The organism is Hydrogenophaga intermedia (assembly GCF_023715105.1).
Lineage (GTDB): Bacteria > Pseudomonadota > Gammaproteobacteria > Burkholderiales > Burkholderiaceae_C > Hydrogenophaga > Hydrogenophaga intermedia_A.
In genome coordinates, this window is the sequence record NZ_JAMBNO010000012.1 from 157124 (window position 1) to 177041 (window position 19918).

The 19918-nt window shown below is 67.4% G+C and carries 14 protein-coding genes and 1 tRNA gene; 11 read left to right on the plus strand and 4 right to left on the minus strand.

Features of this window, described 5'->3' with window-relative positions:
• The first annotated feature begins 112 nt into the window (after positions 1-112).
• Positions 113-2215 (plus strand): PhoX family protein, encoded by a 2103-nt coding sequence (locus tag M3149_RS13150; RefSeq protein ID WP_251709992.1) that lies wholly within the window; start codon positions 113-115, stop codon positions 2213-2215.
• Positions 2216-2314: 99 nt separating this feature from the next.
• On the opposite strand, the gene M3149_RS13155 is transcribed toward M3149_RS13150, so the two are convergent.
• On the minus strand, positions 2315-3547 hold the full coding sequence (locus M3149_RS13155; protein WP_251709993.1) for a glycosyltransferase family 4 protein: 1233 nt from the start codon (positions 3545-3547) through the stop codon (positions 2315-2317).
• 170 nt (positions 3548-3717) lie between these two features.
• On the opposite strand from M3149_RS13155, the gene M3149_RS13160 reads away from it, so the two are divergent.
• Entirely contained in the window at positions 3718-4320 is a 603-nt protein-coding gene (locus tag M3149_RS13160) for a hypothetical protein (RefSeq protein WP_251709994.1), read from the plus strand.
• Between the two features lie 309 nt (positions 4321-4629).
• Here M3149_RS13160 and M3149_RS13165 read toward each other — a convergent pair whose 3' ends face one another.
• Positions 4630-6279 carry an aminotransferase class III-fold pyridoxal phosphate-dependent enzyme gene (locus M3149_RS13165; RefSeq protein WP_251709995.1) on the minus strand — a complete coding sequence of 550 codons (1650 nt, stop codon included), beginning with the start codon at positions 6277-6279 and terminating at the stop codon, positions 4630-4632.
• A gap of 58 nt (positions 6280-6337) precedes the next feature.
• Between M3149_RS13165 and asd the strand changes: the two genes are divergently transcribed.
• The 3 genes from asd to M3149_RS13180 all read left to right on the plus strand — a co-directional run bounded on the left by asd (position 6338) and on the right by M3149_RS13180 (position 11613).
• The gene (asd, locus tag M3149_RS13170) at positions 6338-7276 is read left to right on the plus strand and encodes an archaetidylserine decarboxylase (protein WP_251709996.1); all 939 of its coding nucleotides are present in this window, start codon (positions 6338-6340) and stop codon (positions 7274-7276) included.
• A gap of 78 nt (positions 7277-7354) precedes the next feature.
• On the plus strand, positions 7355-9526 hold the full coding sequence (locus M3149_RS13175; protein WP_251709997.1) for a PhoX family protein: 2172 nt from the start codon (positions 7355-7357) through the stop codon (positions 9524-9526).
• A gap of 86 nt (positions 9527-9612) precedes the next feature.
• Positions 9613-11613, plus strand: a complete 2001-nt coding sequence (locus tag M3149_RS13180; RefSeq protein ID WP_251709998.1) for an LTA synthase family protein — start codon at positions 9613-9615, stop codon at positions 11611-11613.
• A 9-nt stretch (positions 11614-11622) separates the two neighbouring features.
• Here M3149_RS13180 and M3149_RS13185 read toward each other — a convergent pair whose 3' ends face one another.
• Positions 11623-13986 carry a UvrD-helicase domain-containing protein gene (locus tag M3149_RS13185; protein WP_251709999.1) on the minus strand — a complete coding sequence of 788 codons (2364 nt, stop codon included), beginning with the start codon at positions 13984-13986 and terminating at the stop codon, positions 11623-11625.
• 258 nt (positions 13987-14244) lie between these two features.
• On the opposite strand from M3149_RS13185, the gene M3149_RS13190 reads away from it, so the two are divergent.
• A complete protein-coding gene (locus tag M3149_RS13190) occupies positions 14245-15222 on the plus strand; it encodes a GMP reductase (protein WP_251710000.1) in 978 nt (325 codons plus the stop codon).
• Between the two features lie 28 nt (positions 15223-15250).
• On the opposite strand, the gene M3149_RS13195 is transcribed toward M3149_RS13190, so the two are convergent.
• Positions 15251-16135: an alpha/beta hydrolase gene (locus M3149_RS13195; protein WP_251710001.1), complete on the minus strand. Its 885-nt coding sequence runs from the start codon at positions 16133-16135 to the stop codon at positions 15251-15253.
• A gap of 115 nt (positions 16136-16250) precedes the next feature.
• On the opposite strand from M3149_RS13195, the gene M3149_RS13200 reads away from it, so the two are divergent.
• The 5 genes from M3149_RS13200 (at position 16251) to M3149_RS13220 (ending at position 19794) form a co-directional block, all read left to right on the plus strand.
• Positions 16251-16994 carry a GntR family transcriptional regulator gene (locus M3149_RS13200; protein WP_251710002.1) on the plus strand — a complete coding sequence of 248 codons (744 nt, stop codon included), beginning with the start codon at positions 16251-16253 and terminating at the stop codon, positions 16992-16994.
• Between the two features lie 95 nt (positions 16995-17089).
• Positions 17090-17989, plus strand: a complete 900-nt coding sequence (locus M3149_RS13205) for an NAD(P)-dependent oxidoreductase (RefSeq protein ID WP_353056815.1) — start codon at positions 17090-17092, stop codon at positions 17987-17989.
• A 30-nt stretch (positions 17990-18019) separates the two neighbouring features.
• Positions 18020-18095: transfer RNA gene (locus M3149_RS13210), tRNA-Ala, on the plus strand.
• A 97-nt stretch (positions 18096-18192) separates the two neighbouring features.
• The gene (locus M3149_RS13215; RefSeq protein ID WP_251710003.1) at positions 18193-19071 is read left to right on the plus strand and encodes a DUF6538 domain-containing protein; all 879 of its coding nucleotides are present in this window, start codon (positions 18193-18195) and stop codon (positions 19069-19071) included.
• Positions 19072-19152: 81 nt separating this feature from the next.
• Complete coding sequence (locus tag M3149_RS13220; protein WP_251710004.1) at positions 19153-19794, plus strand: transposase; 642 nt, start codon at positions 19153-19155, stop codon at positions 19792-19794.
• The last annotated feature ends 124 nt before the right edge of the window (positions 19795-19918 follow it).

The window sequence follows — 19918 nt, forward strand, 5'->3', positions numbered from 1 at the left end:
CGCACGAACGTTGCGCCATCCGAAACCGTCACAAACCTTCCATCACCGTTAAACAACCGTCCATCACGCTTCGCTCCGGGTTTCCCACAAACCACCTCTGGAGCACACAAGCATGTCCGACACCTTGCGAGACGACGACGGCGTCTCGAACCCCTCCCGCAACCCCCACCTGACCGAGCTGGTCGACCGCGCCATCGCGCGCATGCCCAGCCGCCGCACGCTGCTCAAGGCCGGCCTGGGCGCGGCGGCCATTCCCTTCCTCGGTGGCCTGGCCGCCTGCGGCGGCGGTGGCGACGACCCTGCGCCCACCACGCCGGCCGCACCGGGTGAGCAGATGCTGGGCTTCGAGGCCGTGCCGACCAGCAGCGGCGATACCGTGGTGGTACCGACGGGTTACGTGGCCACGGCCTTCCTGCCGTGGGGCACACCGCTGCTGGCCGGCGCGCCCGCCTTCGCGGCCGATGCTTCCAACACCGCGGCCGACCAGGAACTGCAGGTCGGCGACAACCACGACGGCATGGCGTTCTTCGGCTTCAACGCCGGGGGCAACGGGTTCGGCGATCGCAGCGATGAAGGCCTGCTGGTGTTCAACCACGAGTACATCAACCCCGAGTACTTCTACCAGCCCGATACCGACCCCGCCGAATGGCTGCTGCCCTTCACGCTCGAGAAGGCGAAGAAGGGCCAGGCCGGTCACGGCGCGAGCGTGGCGCACGTGCGCCGCAACGCTGCGGGTGAGTGGTCGCTGGTGGCGGGTTCGCCCTACAACCGCCGCATCCACGGCAACACGCCGATGGACATCCAGGGCCCGGCGCGTGGCCATGCGCTGGTGCAGACCACCGATGACCCCGCCGGCACCACGGTGCTGGGCATGCTCAACAACTGCGGCAACGGCCGCACGCCCTGGGGCACCTTCCTCACCTGCGAAGAGAACTTCAACGGCTACTTCGGCTCCACCGACGCCGGCTTCACGCGCAACACGCTCGAGGCGCGCTACGGCCTGACCACGGGCGGCTTCGGCTACCTGTGGCACACGGTGGACCCGCGCTTCGACATGTCGGTCAACCGCAACGAGCCCAACCGCTTCGGCTACATCGTCGAGATCGACCCGTTCGCCCCCACCAGCCAGCCCGTCAAGCGCACCGCACTGGGCCGCTTCAAGCACGAGAACGCCGAACTCGTGGTGGCGCCCAACGGCAAGGTCGTGGTGTACATGGGCTGCGACGAGGTGAACGAGTACATCTACAAGTTCGTCTCCAACGGCACCTTCGACGCCAGCAACCCCACCAGCGCCGCCAACCGCGACCTGCTCGCCGACGGCACCCTCTACGTCGCACGCTTCGACGCCGGCACCACTGCCGGCGACCGCATGGGGACGGGCGTCTGGATTCCGCTGGTGTTCGGCCAGAACGGTCTGGACGCCGGCAACGGGTGGACCAGCCAGGCCGACATCGCCATCCGCACGCGCCAGGCAGCCGACCGCGTGGGCGCCACCATGATGGACCGCCCGGAGTGGGTCAGCGCCAACCCCACCAAACCGGGTGAGGTGATGATCACCTGCACGAACAACAGCCGTCGCGGCACGACGACCGCGTCGAGCAACGCGGCCGACGGCACCACCGCCGCAGGCGCGGCGCGGCCACCGGTGGACGAGGCCAACCCGCGCGCCGTCAACTCGTGGGGCCACATCGTGCGCTGGAACGAAACCGGCGGGGACGCCACCGCGCTCACCTTCGACTGGGACATCTTCCTGCTCGCGGGGCAGCCTTCGAACGCAGGCCTGCCCAACGCGCCCAGCAGCAACATCAACGCCGACAACCTGTTCAACAGCCCGGACGGCCTGGCCTTCGACAGCTTCGGCCGGCTGTGGATCCAGACCGACGGCAACTTCAGCAACAGCGGCAACTTCACGGGCAACGGCAACAACCAGATGCTGGCTGCCGACCCGACGACCAAGGAAGTGCGCCGCTTCCTCGTTGGCCCGTCGGGCTGTGAAGTCACCGGCATCACCTGGACGCCGGACCGTCGCACCATGTTCGTCAACATCCAGCACCCGGGCGAGATGAGCAGCCACCCGCGGCGTCCCGCGGGCTATGGCGACAACGACATCGCACGCGACCCGACCGCCTTTTCCACCTGGCCCACGGCCGGCATCCGCCCGCGCTCGGCGGTGGTGGTGGTGCGCCGCACCGACGGCGGCGTGATCGGGGGCTGACCCCCGCAGCGCCTTCGGCGCTTCCCCGTTGCCGGGGATGACACCCGCGGACCGGCAGTGCCGGATCCGCGGTGTCTCGCAGGCGGCGCGGGCCAGCGCTCAGGTCACCAGCGAATGCCGTAGAACGTCCGCACCACCGCCTTGCCACCCGCTGGTGCGCAGGAAGATGTCTTCCACCTGCTGCGCGATCTGCTGCCAGTCAAGCTGCGCCACCTGGCTGCGTGCGCGTGCGGCGGCGCTGCGCACCAGCGCAGGCTCACGCGCGAGCAGCGCGGCCTGCTGCACGAAACCGTCGGCATCGTCCACCGGAAGCAGCCAGCCGTTGTGGCCGTGGCGCACCCAGTCGCCCGCAGCGGCGGTGTCGAACGCCAGCACCGGCAAGCCGCTGGCCAGCGCCTCGATGGTGACGTTGCCGAAGGTTTCGGTGAGGCTGGCGAAGGCGAACAGGTCGGCGCTTGCGAAATGCGCGGCCAGATCCTCGCCGCGGCGCATGCCGGCGAACACCGCATCGGGGCAGCGCTGTTGCAGCGCCGCGCGCTGCGGGCCATCGCCAACGAACACCAGGCGCACGGCAGTGCCGCCGGCACGCATCGCCTCGTAGGCGCGCAGCGTCACGTCAGGGTTCTTCTCGGGCGCCAACCTGCCCACGACCACGATGACCAGCGTGTCATCGGTGGCGCCCCAGCTGGACCGCAAGGCGGCGCTGCGCCGCGCGGGGCTGAACAGCTGTGTGTCCACGCCGCGGGCCACCACTTGGACGTTCTGGAATCCGATGGCCTGCAGCTCGGCGCGCAGTGCCTGCGTGGGCACCATGGTGCAGCGCGTGAGGTTGTGAAACTTGCGCAGGTAGGCCGCGATGGGCGTCTTCAACCAGCCCACACCGTAGTGCTGGCTGTAGGCATGGAAGTTGGTGCGAAAGTCCGACGTCACGGGCAAGCGCAGACGCCGCGCGGCCTGCAGCGCCGACCAGCCCAGCGGCCCTTCGGTGGCGATGTGCACCAGGTCGGGCCGGTGCAGCGTCCACGCGCGCACCAGTGCGCCCTTGCCCGGCAGGCCGAGCTTGAGCTCCGGGTAACGCGGTATCGGCATGCCGCGCATGAGCAACTCCTCGAAGCCCGGGTCGCTGCGCGCTTCCTCGGTGCGCGCCTGGCGCGGCCGGATGAGTTGCACCTGGTGGTTGCGCGCGCACAGGCCTTGCACCAGGCGCGAGAGCGTGAGGGCCACGCCATTGATCTCGGGCGGCCAGGTCTCGGTGACGACCGACAGCCGCAGCGATGGCCGCGCCGCCAGAAATTCCTCGACCAGGATGGGATCGGTGTCGGCACTGCTCATACCGGCATGCTCGGCGCGCTTCGCAACAGCTTCGTGACAGCACGACGCGGCGATGACGAACCTGTGCCGTTGCGGTGACGTTGGCGCGTTGTCACCACGCTTTCACAGGCCCGCACGACGATCCGCCGCATTCGCCTTCCTCCCGCCACCCTGACGACGGAGTACCCGCCTTGAAAGACTTCTTCAATGCCCTGCAGACCCAACGCTGGGACGACCACCGCTACTACCACCACAGCCGGATCAACCAGTCGCTGCACCTGCTGAGTGCGGTGAGCTTCGTGGTGGCTTACGTGATGCTGTGGTTCGATCCGGTGGTGGCCGCGCTGATCGCCTGGCTGGTGTCGATGACCTCGCGCCAGGCTGGCCACTTCTTCTTCGAGCCCAAGGGTTACGACCACGTGAACCAGGCCACGCACGAATACAAGGAAGAGATCAAGGTGGGCTACAACCTGCAACGCAAGGTGGTGCTGATGAGCCTGTGGGCGTTGGCACCGGCGCTGGTGTGGATCGACCCGACGGTGCTGGGCCTGTTCGAGCCGCACCACGACAACGTGGGCTACATCCGCCACGTGGGCACGCTGTGGCTGGGGCTGGGCATCGGCGGCTTGCTGTTCCGCACCATTCACCTGTTCTTCCTGCAGGACATCCAGACCGGCCTGGTGTGGGCTACCAAGATCCTCACCGACCCGTTCCACGACATCAAGCTGTACCACCGGGCGCCGCTGTATCTGCTCAAGGGGCAGCTCATTGATCCGGGCGTGGGGCATCGTTGAGGACTCGTCGCTCGAGGCGTCACGCTCGTTGCACCTCGCGCACGCTCGCGATCGCGGGGTGCTCCCCTCCGCGACTGTCCCCCGGGCCGGCTGCGCCGGCCCTCCTCCTTTATGTCGCTACGGGGAGCACCCCACACTCGCGAGCTGAAGTGACGTTGGAGCGCGCCTCCGTCGCAAGCCGACGAGGTCGGCGGTGATCGGTGTCCGGCGCAGCGACATAAAGGAGGAGCCAAGGGCGCAGCCCTTGGCGGGGGACAGTCGCGAAGCCGGATACCGGTCGGCGCCGACCGGATCAACCGGAGACCGCCATCAGCGAGAGAGAAACGCCCGCAAAGCCTCAGACCGCAGTTGCTTGCCAATCGCCTTCACATCCACACCCGCAGGCAAGGTCCACCAACCCCCCGCCTGCATGGCGCGCCCCGCCGCCACACACCGCCGCACCACCTCGTCAAACACAGCGTCGTCGAAGTTGAGCGAGAAGATGAAGCGCCCCGTACCCACCCAGCTCAAGGCCAGACCATGCCAGCGAAGGTAGTACTGGTACATCCAGTGATACCGCCCTGGCTGCGTGTACGACAGCGTCCACACGCTGTGCAGGTTGTCGGCGCGCACTGGCAGGCCGGCGTCGGCCATCGCCGCGTTGAAACGTTCGCGCCGCGCGTTCCAGCGCTCGTCGCTGCCCGCGTACATCGCCTGCACCCCGGGCGTGTCCAGACGGCTGAAGAATGCGTGCATGCCGCCCATCACGTGCGGATGTGCGTTGAAGGTGCCGCGCGCAAAGCACAGGTCGGCCGGCCGCTCGGGGCGAAAGCGCTGCATGAGGTCGGCGCGGCCGCACACCACACCCACCGGGTAGCCGCCCGCCACCGTCTTGCCGTAGGTCACCATGTCGGCCTTCACGCCGAAGTATTCCTGCGCACCACCGCGTGCGAGGCGAAAACCCAGGAACACCTCGTCAAAGATCAACACGATGCCGCGCTCGGTGCACACCTGCCGCAGCTCACGCAGCCACTGCGTGTAGGCAGCGCGGTCGTAGCCGGCGCTGCGCAGGCCGTTCATGAGCGTGGAGTCGCCGGGCGCGTTGCGGTTGGGGTGCAGGGCCTGCAGCGGGTTCACCAGAACGCAGGCGATGTCGCGCCGCGTGCGCAGCACCTGCAGGCTGCGCGGGTCCATGTCTTTCAGCGTATAGGTCTCGCGTGGCGGCATCGGGTTGCCGGGGCCGGGCTGCACGTCTTCCCACCAGCCGTGGTACGCGCCGCAGAACCGCACCAGGTGCTTTTTCTTCGTGTGGTAGCGCGCCAGGCGCACGGCCTGCATCACGGCCTCGGTACCGCTCATGTGGAAGGACACCTGGTCCTGGCCCGAGATGGCTTTGAGGCGCGCGATGTTGCTGGCCACCACCGGGTGGTACGCGCCCAGCACCGGGCCAAGCTCGAGGCCGATATGCGCGCCCTCGTCCATGCAGGCCTTGTAGAAGTCGACACCGAACACGTTGACGCCGTAGGAGCCGGTGAGGTCGATGAAGCGGTTGCCATCCATGTCCTCGACCTCGACGCCGTCGGCCGCACGCAAGAACGCCCCCACCTTGAGGCGCTCGCGCAAGTACGGGCTGAAGGGGAACGGCACGCGGTAAGCCCCGGTGAACTGCAGGTCGGCCAGGCCTTCACGCGCTTCGGCCGTCAAGGCCAGCGATTGCGCGTAGCGCTCGGCGAAGCCGGTACACAGCGCATCGAAGGCCGCGCGGCGCCGCGCGGCGAGCGCGTCGTCGGCGCCGTCGGCGCGGAAGAAGGTGTGTTCGTCGAACCCGTAACCTGGCAGCCAGCGCGCCAGCCGCTTGGCCATGCGCGAATGGCCCGCAAGCGATCGGTGTTTGGCGCGCGAGAGTTCGAGGCGCTGCTTGAGGTAAGGCAAGGCCAGCAACAGCGAGCCGGCTGGCAGTGCGTAAGGAAGCAAGGACATGGAGGGGCATCCCGCGGTGGTGATGCCCACCCTTGTATGGCCGTTGAATGACCCACGTATGAAGGCCACACGACAGAACACCCTCTCCCGGGCCGGTGGCGCCGACGCGCCGTTCGGCGCCTGGCGCCGCCTGCTGCGCCGATTCGCCCTCAACGAGGACCTCAACTTCCTGCTCACCAACCGCGTGCCACGCATCGCGCTCACGCGCTTCATGGGCTGGTTCAGCCGCATCCGTCAGCCGCTGGTGCGCGATGCCTCGATGGCGGTGTGGAAGGCCTTTACCGATCTCGACCTGAGTGACGCTAAGAAGACGCAATTCGACAGCCTGCACGACTGCTTCACGCGCGAGCTGCGCGAAGGCGCGCGCCCGATCGATACCGACCCCACCACCCTCGCAAGCCCTTGCGACGCCATCGTGGGCGCCTGCGGGCGCATCGATGACGGCGGCCAGGTGTTTCAGGCCAAGGGCTTTGCGTATGCACTGCACGAACTCATCGGTGATTCGCCGCGCGCCCGCGAGGCCACGGCCGCGCTGCGCGGCGGAAGTTACGTGACGTTGCGCCTCACCTCGGCCATGTACCACCGCTTCCACGCGCCCGACGCGCTGACACTGGAGCACGTGACGCACTTCAGTGGCGACACATGGAACGTGAACCCGATCGCGCTCGCCCGCGTCGAAAAACTGTTCTGCCGCAACGAGCGCGCCGCGCTCTACACCCGGTTGCACGACGGCACGCCGCTGCTGCTGGTGCCCGTGGCCGCCATCCTGGTGGCCAGCCTGCGCCTGCGCGCGTTGCGCCTGCCGCTCAACACCCGCTATCGCGGCCCCGACGAGCTACCGTGCAGCGCTCGCTACGCCCGAGGTGAGGAGATGGGCCACTTCGAGCACGGCTCCACCATCCTGGTGTTCGCGCCGCCGGGTGTGTCGATCGTTCCCGGTGTGGATGCGGGGCAGCCGATCCGTGTGGGCCAGCCGTTGCTGCGCCGTGATGCCTGAACGCGACACGCGGCTGTCATGTGACTTTCACGAAGGCCGCCCAGCATTCGCTGGCATAACAACCCCACGAGGACCTCCATGAACGCACCAGACCTGCGCCCGGGCGCGCTCTTCAACGACGAAGATTCCAACCGCAGCGACAACGCCACCTTCGATAGCGTGCTCGACGCGCGCCTGAGCCGCCGCCGGCTGCTCGGCGGGGGTGCTGCCGTGGCCGCCGGTGCCGCTGTGGCCGGCTGCGCCACGCCCGCGACCAACACCGCCAGCGGCCCGGTGCAGCAACTGGGTTTCACGCCGGTCGCGCGCAGCGTGGCCGACACGGTGAGCGTGCCTGCGGGCTACACCGCGCAGGTGCTGTACGCGGGTGGCGACCCGCTCAAGGCCGGCATGGCGGCATTCAAGAACGACGGCACCGACAACGATTGGGGCAACCGCGCCGGTGACCACCACGACGGCATCGAGTGGTTCGGCCTCGACGCGCAGGGCAAGCCCTCGGACACCTTCACCTCGCGCGGCTTGCTGGCCATGAACCACGAGGCCACCACCGACGAGAAACTCTCCTCGTTCTTCATCCACGCCAACGGCGGCACCGCCACGCTGCCGCGCCCGGCGGGCGAGATCGACAAGGAGCTCATGATCCACGGCCTGTCGGTGGTCGAAGTCCGCCAGGAAATGGGCCCGGGGGGCCGCCGTTGGGCCACGCGCCAGGACTCGCCGCTGAACCGCCGCATCACCACCATGAGCGAGGCCGTCTTCACGGGTCCCGCGGCCGGCAGCGCGCACCTGGTGACGAAGTTCAGCCCCACCGGCACCAAGGGCCGCGGCACCGTCAACAACTGCGGCACCGGCCGCACGCCCTGGGGCACCTTCGTCTCGGGCGAAGAGAACTGGTTCGGCTACTTCTTCCGCGACGCGCAGGACGACGCGCGCCGCAACGATCCGAAGATCACCGCCGCCTTCAACCGCTATGGCCGCCGCGCCGGCGCGCCCAGCCGCCACGGTTGGGAGAGTGGCGGCAGCGACGACCGCTTCCAGCGCTGGAACACCGGCGCCACCGGTGCCAGCGCGCGCGACGACTACCGCAACGAGTTCCACACCTTCGGCTACATCGTCGAACTCGACCCCTACAGCCCGAACACGCTGCTCACCAAGCGCACCGCGCTCGGGCGCTTCGCGCACGAGAACGTCACCTTCGCCAAACCCGTGGCCGGCCAGCCCGTGGTGGCGTACATGGGTTGTGACGCGCGTGGTGAGTACATCTACAAGTTCGTCTCCAGCGAGAAGTGGGACCCGGCCGACGCCAACCCGCGCAACCGCCTGGCCGCGGGCGACAAGTACCTCGACAGCGGCACGCTGTACGCGGCGCGCTTCAACGCCGACGGCAACGGCGAGTGGCTCGAGCTCTCGCCGAAGAACCCGGCCATTGCCGCCTACAAGGGCTTTGATTTCAAGACCGCGGCCGACATCTGCGTGTTCACGCGACTGGCCGCTGACGCCGTGGGTGCCACCAAGATGGACCGTCCCGAGTGGGCCGGCGTGAACCCGAAGAACGGCGAGGTCTACATCACGCTGACCAACAACAGCGAACGCACCGCGGCCACGGTGGACGCCGCCAACCCGCGCGCCTACACCGACCTGAAGGCCGGCAAGGAGCAAAAGGGCAACGTGCACGGCCACATCGTGCGCCTGGCCGAGACCGCCCCGGCCGAGGCGAAGTTCCGCTGGGACATCTACCTCTTCGCGTCCGAAGCCGACGCTGACAAGGCCACGGTGAACCTGTCCAACCTGAGCGCCGAGAACGACCTTTCCTCGCCCGACGGCCTGGTGTTCAGCCCCGCCACCGGCATCTGCTGGATCCAGACCGACGACGGCGCCTACACCGACAAGACCAACTGCATGCTGCTGGCCGCCATGCCCGGCCGCGTGGGCGACGGCGCGCCGGTGAAGATCAAGGCCGGCGACAAGGAGGTCACCACCTACGCCGGCAAACCGCAGACGCCGGCCACGCTGCGCCGCTTCCTCGTCGGCCCGCGCGGCGCCGAGATCACCGGCATCACCGAGACGCCCGATGGCCGCGCGATCTTCGTGAACATCCAGCACGCGGGCGAGAACACGAAGATGGCCGATGTGAACGACCCGTCGAAGTACGAGAGCCGCTGGCCCGCCAACGCAGGCTACGGCGCCGGCCAGCGCCCGCGCTCGGCGACCATCGTGATCACGAAGAACGACGGCGGCGTGATCGGCACCTGAGCGAAGCCTCACTTAAGCGGCACTTAAGCCCCACTTAAGGCGGGGCAACTGCAATTGCGGGCTGGCGCACACGCGCCGGCCCGACCATGCCCCCGCCCACCACCGCACCCGCCCTCTGCGCCTCTTCCCGTGACACGCCGCGCGAGCCTGCCTTGCTCGCGGTTTGGCGCTGCCTGCTGCCGTTGTGGCCGCTGGTGGCCGGTATGTGGCTCGTGTTGATTGCCTCGCGGCTGGGCCTGATGGTGTGGCTTGCGCCGCGCGTGCAGGCACAGAACGCCTGGGGCGAGGTGCTGCTGCAGGGCCTGCGCTTTGATGGCGTGCTGCTCGGCTTCATCTGGCTGTTGCCCGCCGCGCTATGGCCCCTGGCCTGCACCCTGCCGCGCGGGCAGACGCTGGCCTGGCGAGCGATGCGTCTGTACACGTCAACGGCCTTCGTGGTGCTGTTGTTCATGGAATGGTCCACACCCGGCTTCATCGCCGAGTACGACAGCCGTCCCAACTACCTCTTCGTGGAATACCTGGGCTACATGCGCGAGGTGGGCGGCACGTTGATTGGCGATCACCTGACAGCCCTGCTCGGCGCGGTGGTTGCGCTGCCGCTGGCGCTCTGGGCTTATCGCCGGCTCACGCAATGGCGGGCGCCGCTGCCGCGCCTGCACCCGCTGGCGGCGCTGGCGCTGGCACTGGCGCTGACCTCAGGCGCTGCGTTGCTGGCGCGCGGCACGCTGGGCCACCGGCCCGCCAACCCGGCACTGGCCGCCACCACCGCCGACAACCTGGTGAACCAGCTGCCGATGGGTTCCACCTACACACTCACGTACGCGCTGTACCTGGCGCGCAAGAGCGAAGACGGGGGCATCGTCTACGGCGAGATGCCGCGCGAGCAGGTGCTGCGCGAAGTGATCGCCGCCACCGGCGCCGACCCGGCGGGCTTTGACGACCCGGCCCACCCGAGCATGCACCTGCAGGCGAGCGTTCCGGCGCCAGCGCGCCCGCGCAACCTGGTGATCGTGCTGGAGGAAAGCCTGGGCGCGGAATTCGTCGCGCGACTCGGCGGCGAGGCGGTGACACCAAACCTCGAACGACTGGCGGCGCAAGGCCTGTGGTTCGAGCGGCTCTACGCGACCGGTACGCGCTCGGTGCGTGGCATCGAGGCGGTGCTGGCGGGCTTTCCCCCCACGTCGGCACCGAGCACCGTGAAGCTTGCGAAGTCGCAGCAGGGCTTCTTCACCCTCGCCTCCTTTCTCAAGGCGCGCGGGTACACCTCGACCTTCTTCTATGGTGGCGAGTCGCACTTCGACAACATGCGCGGCTTCTTCATGGGCAACGGCTTCGATCGGGTGATCGACCAGAACGATTTCGGTCCCGAGGTGTTCCGCGGCACCTGGGGTGTGGCCGACGGACCCCTGCTCGACGCCGCTCACCGCGCCTTCACGCAGACCAGGGAACCGTTCTTCGGCTTCGTGTTCACCTCGTCCAACCACACGCCGTTCGAGTTTCCCGATGGCGAGATCACGCTGCACGAGCAGCCCAAGGGCACGGTGCTCAACGCGGTGAAGTACGCCGACCACGCACTGGGCCGCTTCTTCGAACAGGCGCAGAAGGAACCCTACTGGAAGGACACCGTGTTCCTCGTGGTGGCCGACCACAACTCACGCGTGTATGGCGATACCCTGGTGCCGGTGAAGCGCTTCCACATCCCAGGCCTCATCCTGGGCGGGCCGGTGCAGCCCGGTGTGATCGCCGAGACCGCGAGCCAGATCGACCTTGGCCCGACGCTGATCTCGCTGCTGGGCCTGCAGGGCCGTCACCCCATGATCGGCCGCGACCTCACCCAACCCGCGGTGCGCGCCCTGCCCGGCCGCGCGGTGATGCAGTTCGACAAGTCGCAGGCCTACATGGAAAACAACGAGGTGGTGGTGCTGCGCCCGGACCTGCCGCCCACGCTGCTGCGCCACGACCCCGCCACCGGTGCGGCACAGCCCGCCGGCGAACCGCCCGCGGACCTGGTGCGCAAGGCGTTGGCGCAGGCCCTGTTCACGCCCCTGGCCTACCGCGAACGCTGGCACACCAACGCCGCGCCCTGAGGCGGCGATTCACTCGATCGGCGTGAGCTTGGCCACGCTGAGCGCCAGCCACTTGGTGCCGTGGCGCGGGAAGTTCACCTGCGCGCGCGCGTCGTCGCCCGCGCCTTCCACGGCCAGCACCTTGCCTTCACCGAACTTGTTGTGGAACACCGCCATGCCGGCCTTGATGGCCGTGCCGCGGTCGGGCTCGGGCGCAGGGGCGCTGGCGGCTTTCCAGCCCGGTGACCACGCAGGCTGCGGCACGTTCTGCGCGATGGCGCGGTGCCCGCCCCAGCCCGCGCTGCCGGTGCCGCCCCAGCCCGAGGGCTGCGGGGGCGTGAGCCATTTCAGGCAGTGCTCGGGCAGTTCGTCGAAGAAGCGGCTCTTGAGGTTGTAGCGCGTCTGGCCGTGCAGCAGGCGTGTCTGCGAGTGGCTCAGGTACAGGCGCTTGCGCGCGCGTGTGATGGCCACGTACATCAGGCGGCGCTCTTCCTCCAGGCCGTCGCGGTCGCTCATCGCGTTCTCGTGCGGGAACAGGCCTTCTTCCAGCCCGGTGATGAACACGCAATCGAACTCCAGGCCCTTGGCGGCGTGCACCGTCATGAGTTGCACCGCGTCCTGCCCGGCCTGGGCCTGGTTGTCGCCCGATTCGAGCGCGGCGTGCGTGAGGAAGGCCGCCAGCGGGCTCATGGTTTCGCCGGTGTCGGCGTCGGGTGCGAGGGGTTCGTCGAGCACCGGGACGTTCGGGTCCAGCCCCTGGCTGACGGGGCTTTGCGTGAGCGCGGTGGCGTCACGCCCGAAGCCTTCCTGCATCACGAAGCTCTCGGCCGCGTTGACGAGTTCTTCCAGGTTCTCCACCCGCTCCTGGCCCTCGCGTTCCTGGCGGTAGTGCTCGATGAGGCCGCTGTACTCCAGCACCAGCTCGATGATGTCCTTCAGGCTGGCGCCCACGCTGCGCTCGCGCAGCACGTCCATCTTCGCCACGAAGCCCGCGATGGCCGTGCCCGCGCGGCCGGTGACGGCACTGACCGCATCGTGCAGCGAGCAGCCCGAAGCGCGCGCCACGTCCTGCAACTGCTCCACGCTGCGCGCACCGATACCGCGCGGCGGGAAGTTCACCACACGCAGGAAGCTGGTGTCGTCGTGCGGGTTCTCGATCAGGCGCAGATAGGCCAGTGCGTGCTTGATCTCGGCGCGCTCGAAGAAGCGCAGGCCGCCGTACACGCGGTAGGGCAACCCGGCATTGAACAGCGCGGTCTCCACCACGCGGCTTTGCGCGTTGCTGCGGTAAAGCACGGCGATCTCGCTGCGCGGCACCTCCTCGCGCACCAGCGCCTTGATCTCCTCCACCATCCACTGCGCCTCGGCAAAATCGCTCACCGCCTCGTTCACGCGCACCGGTTCACCCGCGCCCGCCTCGGTGCGCAGGTTCTTGCCCAGGCGGCGCTGGTTGTGGCCGATGAGGTGGTTGGCGGCGTCGAGGATGTTGCTCACGCTGCGGTAGTTCTGCTCCAGCTTGATCTGGTGCTGCACGCGGTACTCGCGCACGAAGTCGGCCATGTTGCCCACGCGCGCGCCGCGAAAGGCGTAGATGCTCTGGTCGTCGTCGCCCACCGCGAACATGGCGTTGCCCGGGCCCGGCAGGCCTTCCACCGGTGGCGGCACGAACAGCTTGAGCCAGGCGTACTGCAGCTTGTTGGTGTCCTGGAACTCGTCGATCAGCACATGGCGGAAGCGCCGCTGGTAGTGTTCGCGCAGCGGGTCGTTGTCGCGCAGCAGCTCGTAGCTGCGCAGCATGAGTTCACCGAAGTCGACCACGCCTTCGCGCTGGCACTGCTCCTCGTACAGGGCGTACAGCTCCACCTTGCGGCGCGTTTCCTCGTCGCGCGCCGGCACATCACGCGGGCGCAGGCCTTCTTCCTTGCTGCCCGAGATGAACCACTGCAGTTCTTTCGGCGGGAAGCGTTCGTCGTCCACGTTGTGCTGCTTGCACAGCCGTTTGATGGCCGAGAGCTGGTCTTGCGTGTCCAGGATCTGGAACGTGGCCGGCAGCGCCGCGGCCTGGTGGTGCGCGCGCAGCAGCCGGTTGCACAGTCCGTGGAAGGTGCCGATCCACATGCCGCGCACGTTCACCGGCAGCATGGCCGACAGGCGGGTGACCATTTCCTTGGCGGCCTTGTTGGTGAAGGTCACGGCCAGCACGCCCCCGGGGCCGATCTGGCCGGTCTGCAGCAGCCAGGCGATGCGCGTGGTGAGCACGCGCGTCTTGCCCGAGCCCGCACCGGCCAGGATGAGGGCATGCTCGGCCGGCAGCGTGACGGCGGCGGCCTGCTCGGGGTTGAGGCCACTCACGAGGGGCGACGTGGCAGGGTTCGGAAACAGATCCAGGGACATCGGTGGATTGTAGGAAGCACCCGGGCGCCGACCCCGCCATACACAGGGCCATATGGCCACCATAACCGGCACATGCGATCGCACCGGCCTAGAATCGCGCACCGGGCCAGGGATTCTTGCGCCCGGTTTTTTTTCGCCCTTGAACCAGCGACGCGCGCAAGACCCAGGGTCACCGCGGCACTGGCTCCGCCAGGCCGCTGGTGACGCCCCCTTCGAGGGGGTGGCGCCGAAGGCGACGCGGGGGTGTCTGGAGTCCTCATGGAAATTTTCGACTACGACAACATCCTGCTACTGCCGCGCAAGTGCCGCGTGGAAAGTCGCTCGGAATGCGATGCGGGTGTGGAACTCGGCGGGCGGCGCTTTCGCTTGCCGGTGGTGCCGGCCAACATGAAGACGGTGGTGGACGAGCCCATCTGCACCTGGCTGGCGCAGAACGGCTATTTCTACGTGATGCACCGATTCGACCTGGACAACGTGCAGTTCGTGCGCGACATGCACGCCAAGGGCTGCTACGCGTCGATCTCGCTGGGCGTGAAGGCACCCGACTACGCCACGGTGGACACGCTGGTGGCCGAGGGCCTGAGCCCCGAGTACATCACCATCGACATCGCGCACGGCCATGCCGACAGCGTGAAGAACATGATCGCCTACCTGAAGGCGAAGCTGCCCAGGGCCTTCGTGATCGCGGGCAACGTGGCCACGCCCGAGGCGGTGATCGACCTGGAGAACTGGGGCGCCGATGCCACCAAGGTCGGCGTGGGCCCGGGCAAGGTCTGCATCACCAAACTCAAGACGGGCTTTGGCACCGGCGGCTGGCAGCTGTCGGCGCTCAAGTGGTGTGCGCGCGTGGCCACCAAGCCCATCATTGCGGACGGCGGCATCCGCTGCCATGGTGACATCGCCAAGAGCGTGCGCTTTGGCGCGAGCATGGTGATGATCGGCTCGCTGTTCGCGGGCCACGAGGAGTCCCCGGGCCAGACGGTCGAGGTCGACGGTGTGCTCTACAAGGAGTACTACGGCTCGGCGAGCGACTTCAACAAGGGCGAGTACAAGCACGTCGAGGGCAAGCGCATTCTCGAGCCCATCAAGGGCAAGCTCGCGCACACGCTGACCGAAATGGAGCAGGACGTGCAGAGCTCGATCAGCTACGCGGGCGGCACGAAGCTGCTGGACATCCGCAAGGTGAACTACGTGATCCTCGGCGGCGACAACGCCGGCGAACACCTGTTGATGTGAACTTCGGGCCGCAAGGCCCCTTCGGGTGTCAGACGCCGAGCAGTTCGCGCGCCAGCGCGTGCAGGCGGTGTGCGGGGTCGATCAGCGCATCGACCACCGTGAAGTGGTTCAGGCCGGGCAGGTCCTCGCACACCGGCACCACCTGGGAGCCCCAGGCGTCACGAATCAGACGGTTCTGGCGGCGGAACTCGCTGCTCTCGGCACCGCCAGCCAGGGCGTAGAGCTGGCCGCGGCCTTCGCGCAGGCCGGGTGAGGGCAGGCGCGCGGGGCTGGCCTTCTTCACCTGCGCGGGGGTGAGGTTCAGCGATGGCTGCACGAAGGGCGTGTGGCGCACCGGCTCGAGGTCGAACACACCCGAGATCGACAGCGCGTTGCGCACCAGCGCAGCGGGCAAGTCTCCCCCCACCTCGGGCCAGCGGCAGGACAGCATCATGGCCGCCAGGTGGCCACCGGCCGAATGCCCGGCCACGGTGATGCGCGTCGCGTCACCGCCGTGCGCGCCGATGTGCCGGTAAGTCCATGCCAGCGCCTGCACCATCTGCAGGGTGATGTCGGGCACGGTGACGGCCGGGCACAGGGCGTAGTTGGGCACCACCACGCACACGCCCAGGCGTTGGAACAGCGGTGCCAGGAAGGAGTGGTCGGCCTTGTCCAGGCTGCGCCAGTAGCCACCGTGAATGAAGAACAGCACCGGCGCCGAGCCGCCACCCACGGGCTGCAAGGCGGGAAACACATCGAGCACCTCGGCCGGCCCGTGGCCGTAGCGCAGATCGATCAGCGCCGGGCCTTCCTCGCGCGCGTCGCGTGAGGTCCGCGCCCAGCGAGCAAAGATGTCGGCGTGCCCGGGCACGAGGGCGCGGTTGTTGTATTCGATGTCGAGCCAGGCGGGGTCGCGGTTGAAGCGCAGGTCCATGGAGGGCATTGTGTCATGGGGGTTTGAGGTATTCGGCAACCCGGTCAGACACCGAATACCGGTATGGGGTAAGCTAGCGGAATTCTGAATTCAGAATTCGTCCGAACCCGTCCGAATGAGCGCCCAGTTGCACCGCATCGAAACGACGCCCGACCTTGTCGAGCGGGTGTATCGCGCCTTGCTTGACGCGATCAGCACGGGCGGTCTGCAACCCGGCCAACGCATCACGCAGGAAGAACTGGCCGAGCGCATGGCGGTTTCGCGCCAACCGGTGACGCAGGCCTTGCGCTTGCTCAAGAAGGACGGCTTCGTTCAGGACGCCCCCTTGCTCAATGGCGCACCGCAGCGCACGCGCGGCTTGCAGGTGGCCCCGCTCGATCCACGTCAGATCGCGCAGGTGTATGAGGTGCGCAGCGCACTCGACCAGCTGGCCGTGCGCCTGGCCGCGGCGCAGCGCGCACGCATCGACCCGGCGGTGTTCCGCCAGGGCGAGGCCGCGGCACAACGCGCCGACCTCAAGGCCCTGATCGACGCCGACATGGCCTTTCACACCGCGGTCTACCGCGCGGCAGGCAACCCCTTCATCGAGCAGAGCGCGCAGCAGCATTGGCAACACATCCGCCGCGCGATGGGCCAGGCCCTGCAGTCCGATCCGCTGCGCGAGCCGGTGTGGGACGAACACCGCGCCATCGCGCAGGCGATCGCCGCGGGCGACGGTGAGCGCGCGGCACAGCTCATGAGCGCGCACACCGGCAACGCGGCCAGAACCCTCGCGCACCAGCTCACCGGCCCTGCTGATGGCGGGGATGCGCCCGGCACCGATCAACTCCGTGGTCGTCGCAGGCAGCAATTGCCCTAGGCGATCCACTTCTCGCGGTCGCCGGTTCCGGCCGGCGACCGCGCTTTTTTTGCACACCCCCCTAGAATCCGCCGCCAGTTGAAGGCGAATCCGACGTGAGCAATCCCACCTCCCCCCAGCCCGAGTGGCGCGTGGCCGTGCTGGGCATCGGCATGATGGGTTTTCCCATGGGCCGCCGCTTGTGCGAGGCCGGTTGCCGCGTGAGCGTGTGGAACCGCTCGCGCAGCAAGGCCGAACGCCTGACGCCCTTTGGCGCACGCGTGGCCGACACCCCAGCCGAAGCCGTGCGCGATGCCGACATCGTGATCACGCTGCTCGAAGACGGTGGCGTGGTCGACGACGTGCTGTTCCAGCAAGGCACCAGTGACAGTCTGGCGCGCGGCAGTCTGGTGATCGACATGTCCTCCATTCAGCCGCGACAGGCACGCGACCACGCGGCACGCCTGGGTGCGCTGGGCGTGCACCACCTGGACGCACCCGTCTCCGGCGGCACCGTGGGAGCCGAAGCCGGCACGCTGGCCATCATGGTCGGCGGCAAGCCCGGCGATTTCGATCGCGCACGGCCGGTGTTCGAGATCCTGGGCCGCCCGACGCACGTGGGCCCGCACGGCGCGGGCCAGCTCGCCAAGCTGGCCAACCAGATGATCGTGGGCATCACGATCGGCGCGGTGGCCGAGGCATTGCTGCTGTGCGAGAAGGGCGGTGCCGACATGGCGAAGGTGAAGCAGGCCATCACCGGCGGCTTCGCCGACAGCCGCATCCTGCAGGTGCACGGCCAGCGCATGATCGAGCGCGACTTCTCCAAGCGCGGCGCCATGACGGTGCAACTCAAGGACATGCGCAACGCCCTCACCACCGCGCAAGAGATCGGCTTCGAGGCGCCCATCACCGGCCTGTTCGAACAGCTCTTCGCACAAGCGGTGGAGCATGGCCTTGCCGACCTCGACCACTCCGCCCTCTTCGTGGAACTGGCCAGCCGCAACGGCATGGCCTGAGGCAAAGATTCGCTAGAATTTGAAGCCAGTGGGGACGTAGCTCAGCTGGGAGAGCGTCGCGTTCGCAATGCGAAGGTCGGGAGTTCGATCCTCCTCGTCTCCACCAAATTTTCCGCAAGGCCTTGTTTCACAAGGCCTTTTTTCTTTTCCGGGGCGGCTGTGCGCGAAGTGATCCATCCAGGTGATCCAAATCGTGCATCCGCATGCGCCCTCAAGCTCATCACATCTTCAAGAGCCGACACGGCATCTGGTACTTCCGCTGGGTTGTGCCGCAAGAACTGCGACTGCGCTTCCCACATCTGCCGTGCGAGATTAAGCGATCGCTCAAAACTGCCGATACGAGAGAAGCGCGCGCTGGCGCCCGACGGTTGCACAGCGCATTGGTACTTTCTCTTGCAAATGGCACCCATATGTCTTCAGGCTTCGAACTTCCCGGCATCAGGCCGTGGACGATCAAGTTGGATCCTGTCACGAAGCAGATCACCGAAGTCAGCACCGACCCCCACGGCGAGACGCCAGAATCGTATGCGGCAATGAAGGCTACTTTGCACGCCTTCATCGATCAAGCCGCAGCGAAAAACGCGGCTGGCGCCGCGACCTCGCGGCAGGCGTCGCCAATCAATCCTGCAGGGTCTGGTGAGAAATCGTCGATGTTGATGAGCGAAGTTGTTGCCGACTACGGCCGACTTCAGGTTCAGTCAGGTGCTTGGTCTCCAAACACCTTTGCCTACACGCACGAGCCATCGCTGCGCCTCTTTCGAGAGCTGGTGGGTCGCCCCATGGGGGCTACCTCGCTTGGGAGCGTGCAGACTGTCGCACTGGATCTCCCGCTAGGCGAGCTCTCGATGCAGAAGCTCGAGGCGTTCCTGAACGAGTTCTGGAACTTCCCTGACCAACAGGGCAAGCGCCAGCACAGTGGCAAGACGGCACGCGACATCATGGACGCTGGTGGCGTACCTCAATCGCGGGCGAACATGTACAAGCGTCTGGCGCACATCAGGCAATTCATCGCCCATTGCTGCGAGAAGAGATTGCTTCCCAGTGACTTGGTCGCTCCTGCAAAACCCCTGACGCCCGCATGAATGCTTATGTTTCGGGGTGATCACGGATACCCAGAACTCCCAGTTTGAATTTCAATAGCGATCAGTTTCTGGGAGATTTTGATGTTTGCTGATGCTGCCACCGACGACTTCTTTCGCGCCCGCCTGGACCACATGATCGACCTGCGCCATTCGCTGGCGGTGTTGGCCTCGCGCATGCCGTGGCAGCAGATCGAAGCCTCTGTGGCGCATCTGTTCTCCCGCCGCGCACACACCGGTGAGTCCTTGCCCGATCTGGACCTGTTCGGTGAAGCGCCAGCGCCCGTGGGCCGCAAGTCCAACGCCGGGCGCCCGCGCGTGCCCCTGCGCACCATGATCGCGCTGCTGTACCTCAAACACGCGTTCAACCTCAGCGACGAGGCCGTGGTCGAGCGTTGGAGCGATTCGCCCAACTTCCAGTTCTTCTCGGGTCAGGCCTACTTTGAACCCCGCCTGCCCTGCGACGCCACCACCCTGGTCAAGTTCCGCCGCCTGCTGGGCGAAGAAGGCGTGGAGGAGTTGCTGGCGCAGACCGTGAACCTGGCCGTCTCGCTCAAGCTGATTCCAGCGTCCGCGCTGGCCACCGTGGTGGTGGACTCCACCGTGCAGGAGAAGGCGGTGGCGCACCCCACGGACTCCAAGCTTCTGGAGACGGCGCGTGCCAAGCTGGTGGAAGCCGCGCAAGGAGTTGGCATCGAGCTCAAGCAGACCTTCGCCAAAGAGTGACCTTGCCCCTGAAAAGTGGAGTTCTTAGCCCTTGTTGAAAATACCGACAAGGAGTCAAGGAATGAAAGCCAAGCAGGTGCGTGCGCAATACACGCAGGAATTCAAGTTGGAGGCGGTGCGTCAG

Coding starts and splice junctions, on each gene's coding strand:
- M3149_RS13180 (WP_251709998.1), top strand. CDS start 9,613: ATGCCCCCGCCCACCACCGCACCCGCCCTCTGCGCCTCTTCCCGTGAC.
- M3149_RS13150 (WP_251709992.1), top strand. CDS start 113: ATGTCCGACACCTTGCGAGACGACGACGGCGTCTCGAACCCCTCCCGC.
- M3149_RS13175 (WP_251709997.1), top strand. CDS start 7,355: ATGAACGCACCAGACCTGCGCCCGGGCGCGCTCTTCAACGACGAAGAT.
- asd (WP_251709996.1), top strand. CDS start 6,338: ATGAAGGCCACACGACAGAACACCCTCTCCCGGGCCGGTGGCGCCGAC.
- M3149_RS13215 (WP_251710003.1), top strand. CDS start 18,193: ATGCGCCCTCAAGCTCATCACATCTTCAAGAGCCGACACGGCATCTGG.
- M3149_RS13200 (WP_251710002.1), top strand. CDS start 16,251: ATGAGCGCCCAGTTGCACCGCATCGAAACGACGCCCGACCTTGTCGAG.
- M3149_RS13220 (WP_251710004.1), top strand. CDS start 19,153: ATGTTTGCTGATGCTGCCACCGACGACTTCTTTCGCGCCCGCCTGGAC.
- M3149_RS13165 (WP_251709995.1), bottom strand. CDS start 6,279: ATGTCCTTGCTTCCTTACGCACTGCCAGCCGGCTCGCTGTTGCTGGCC.
- M3149_RS13185 (WP_251709999.1), bottom strand. CDS start 13,986: ATGTCCCTGGATCTGTTTCCGAACCCTGCCACGTCGCCCCTCGTGAGT.
- M3149_RS13195 (WP_251710001.1), bottom strand. CDS start 16,135: ATGGACCTGCGCTTCAACCGCGACCCCGCCTGGCTCGACATCGAATAC.
- M3149_RS13190 (WP_251710000.1), top strand. CDS start 14,245: ATGGAAATTTTCGACTACGACAACATCCTGCTACTGCCGCGCAAGTGC.
- M3149_RS13155 (WP_251709993.1), bottom strand. CDS start 3,547: ATGAGCAGTGCCGACACCGATCCCATCCTGGTCGAGGAATTTCTGGCG.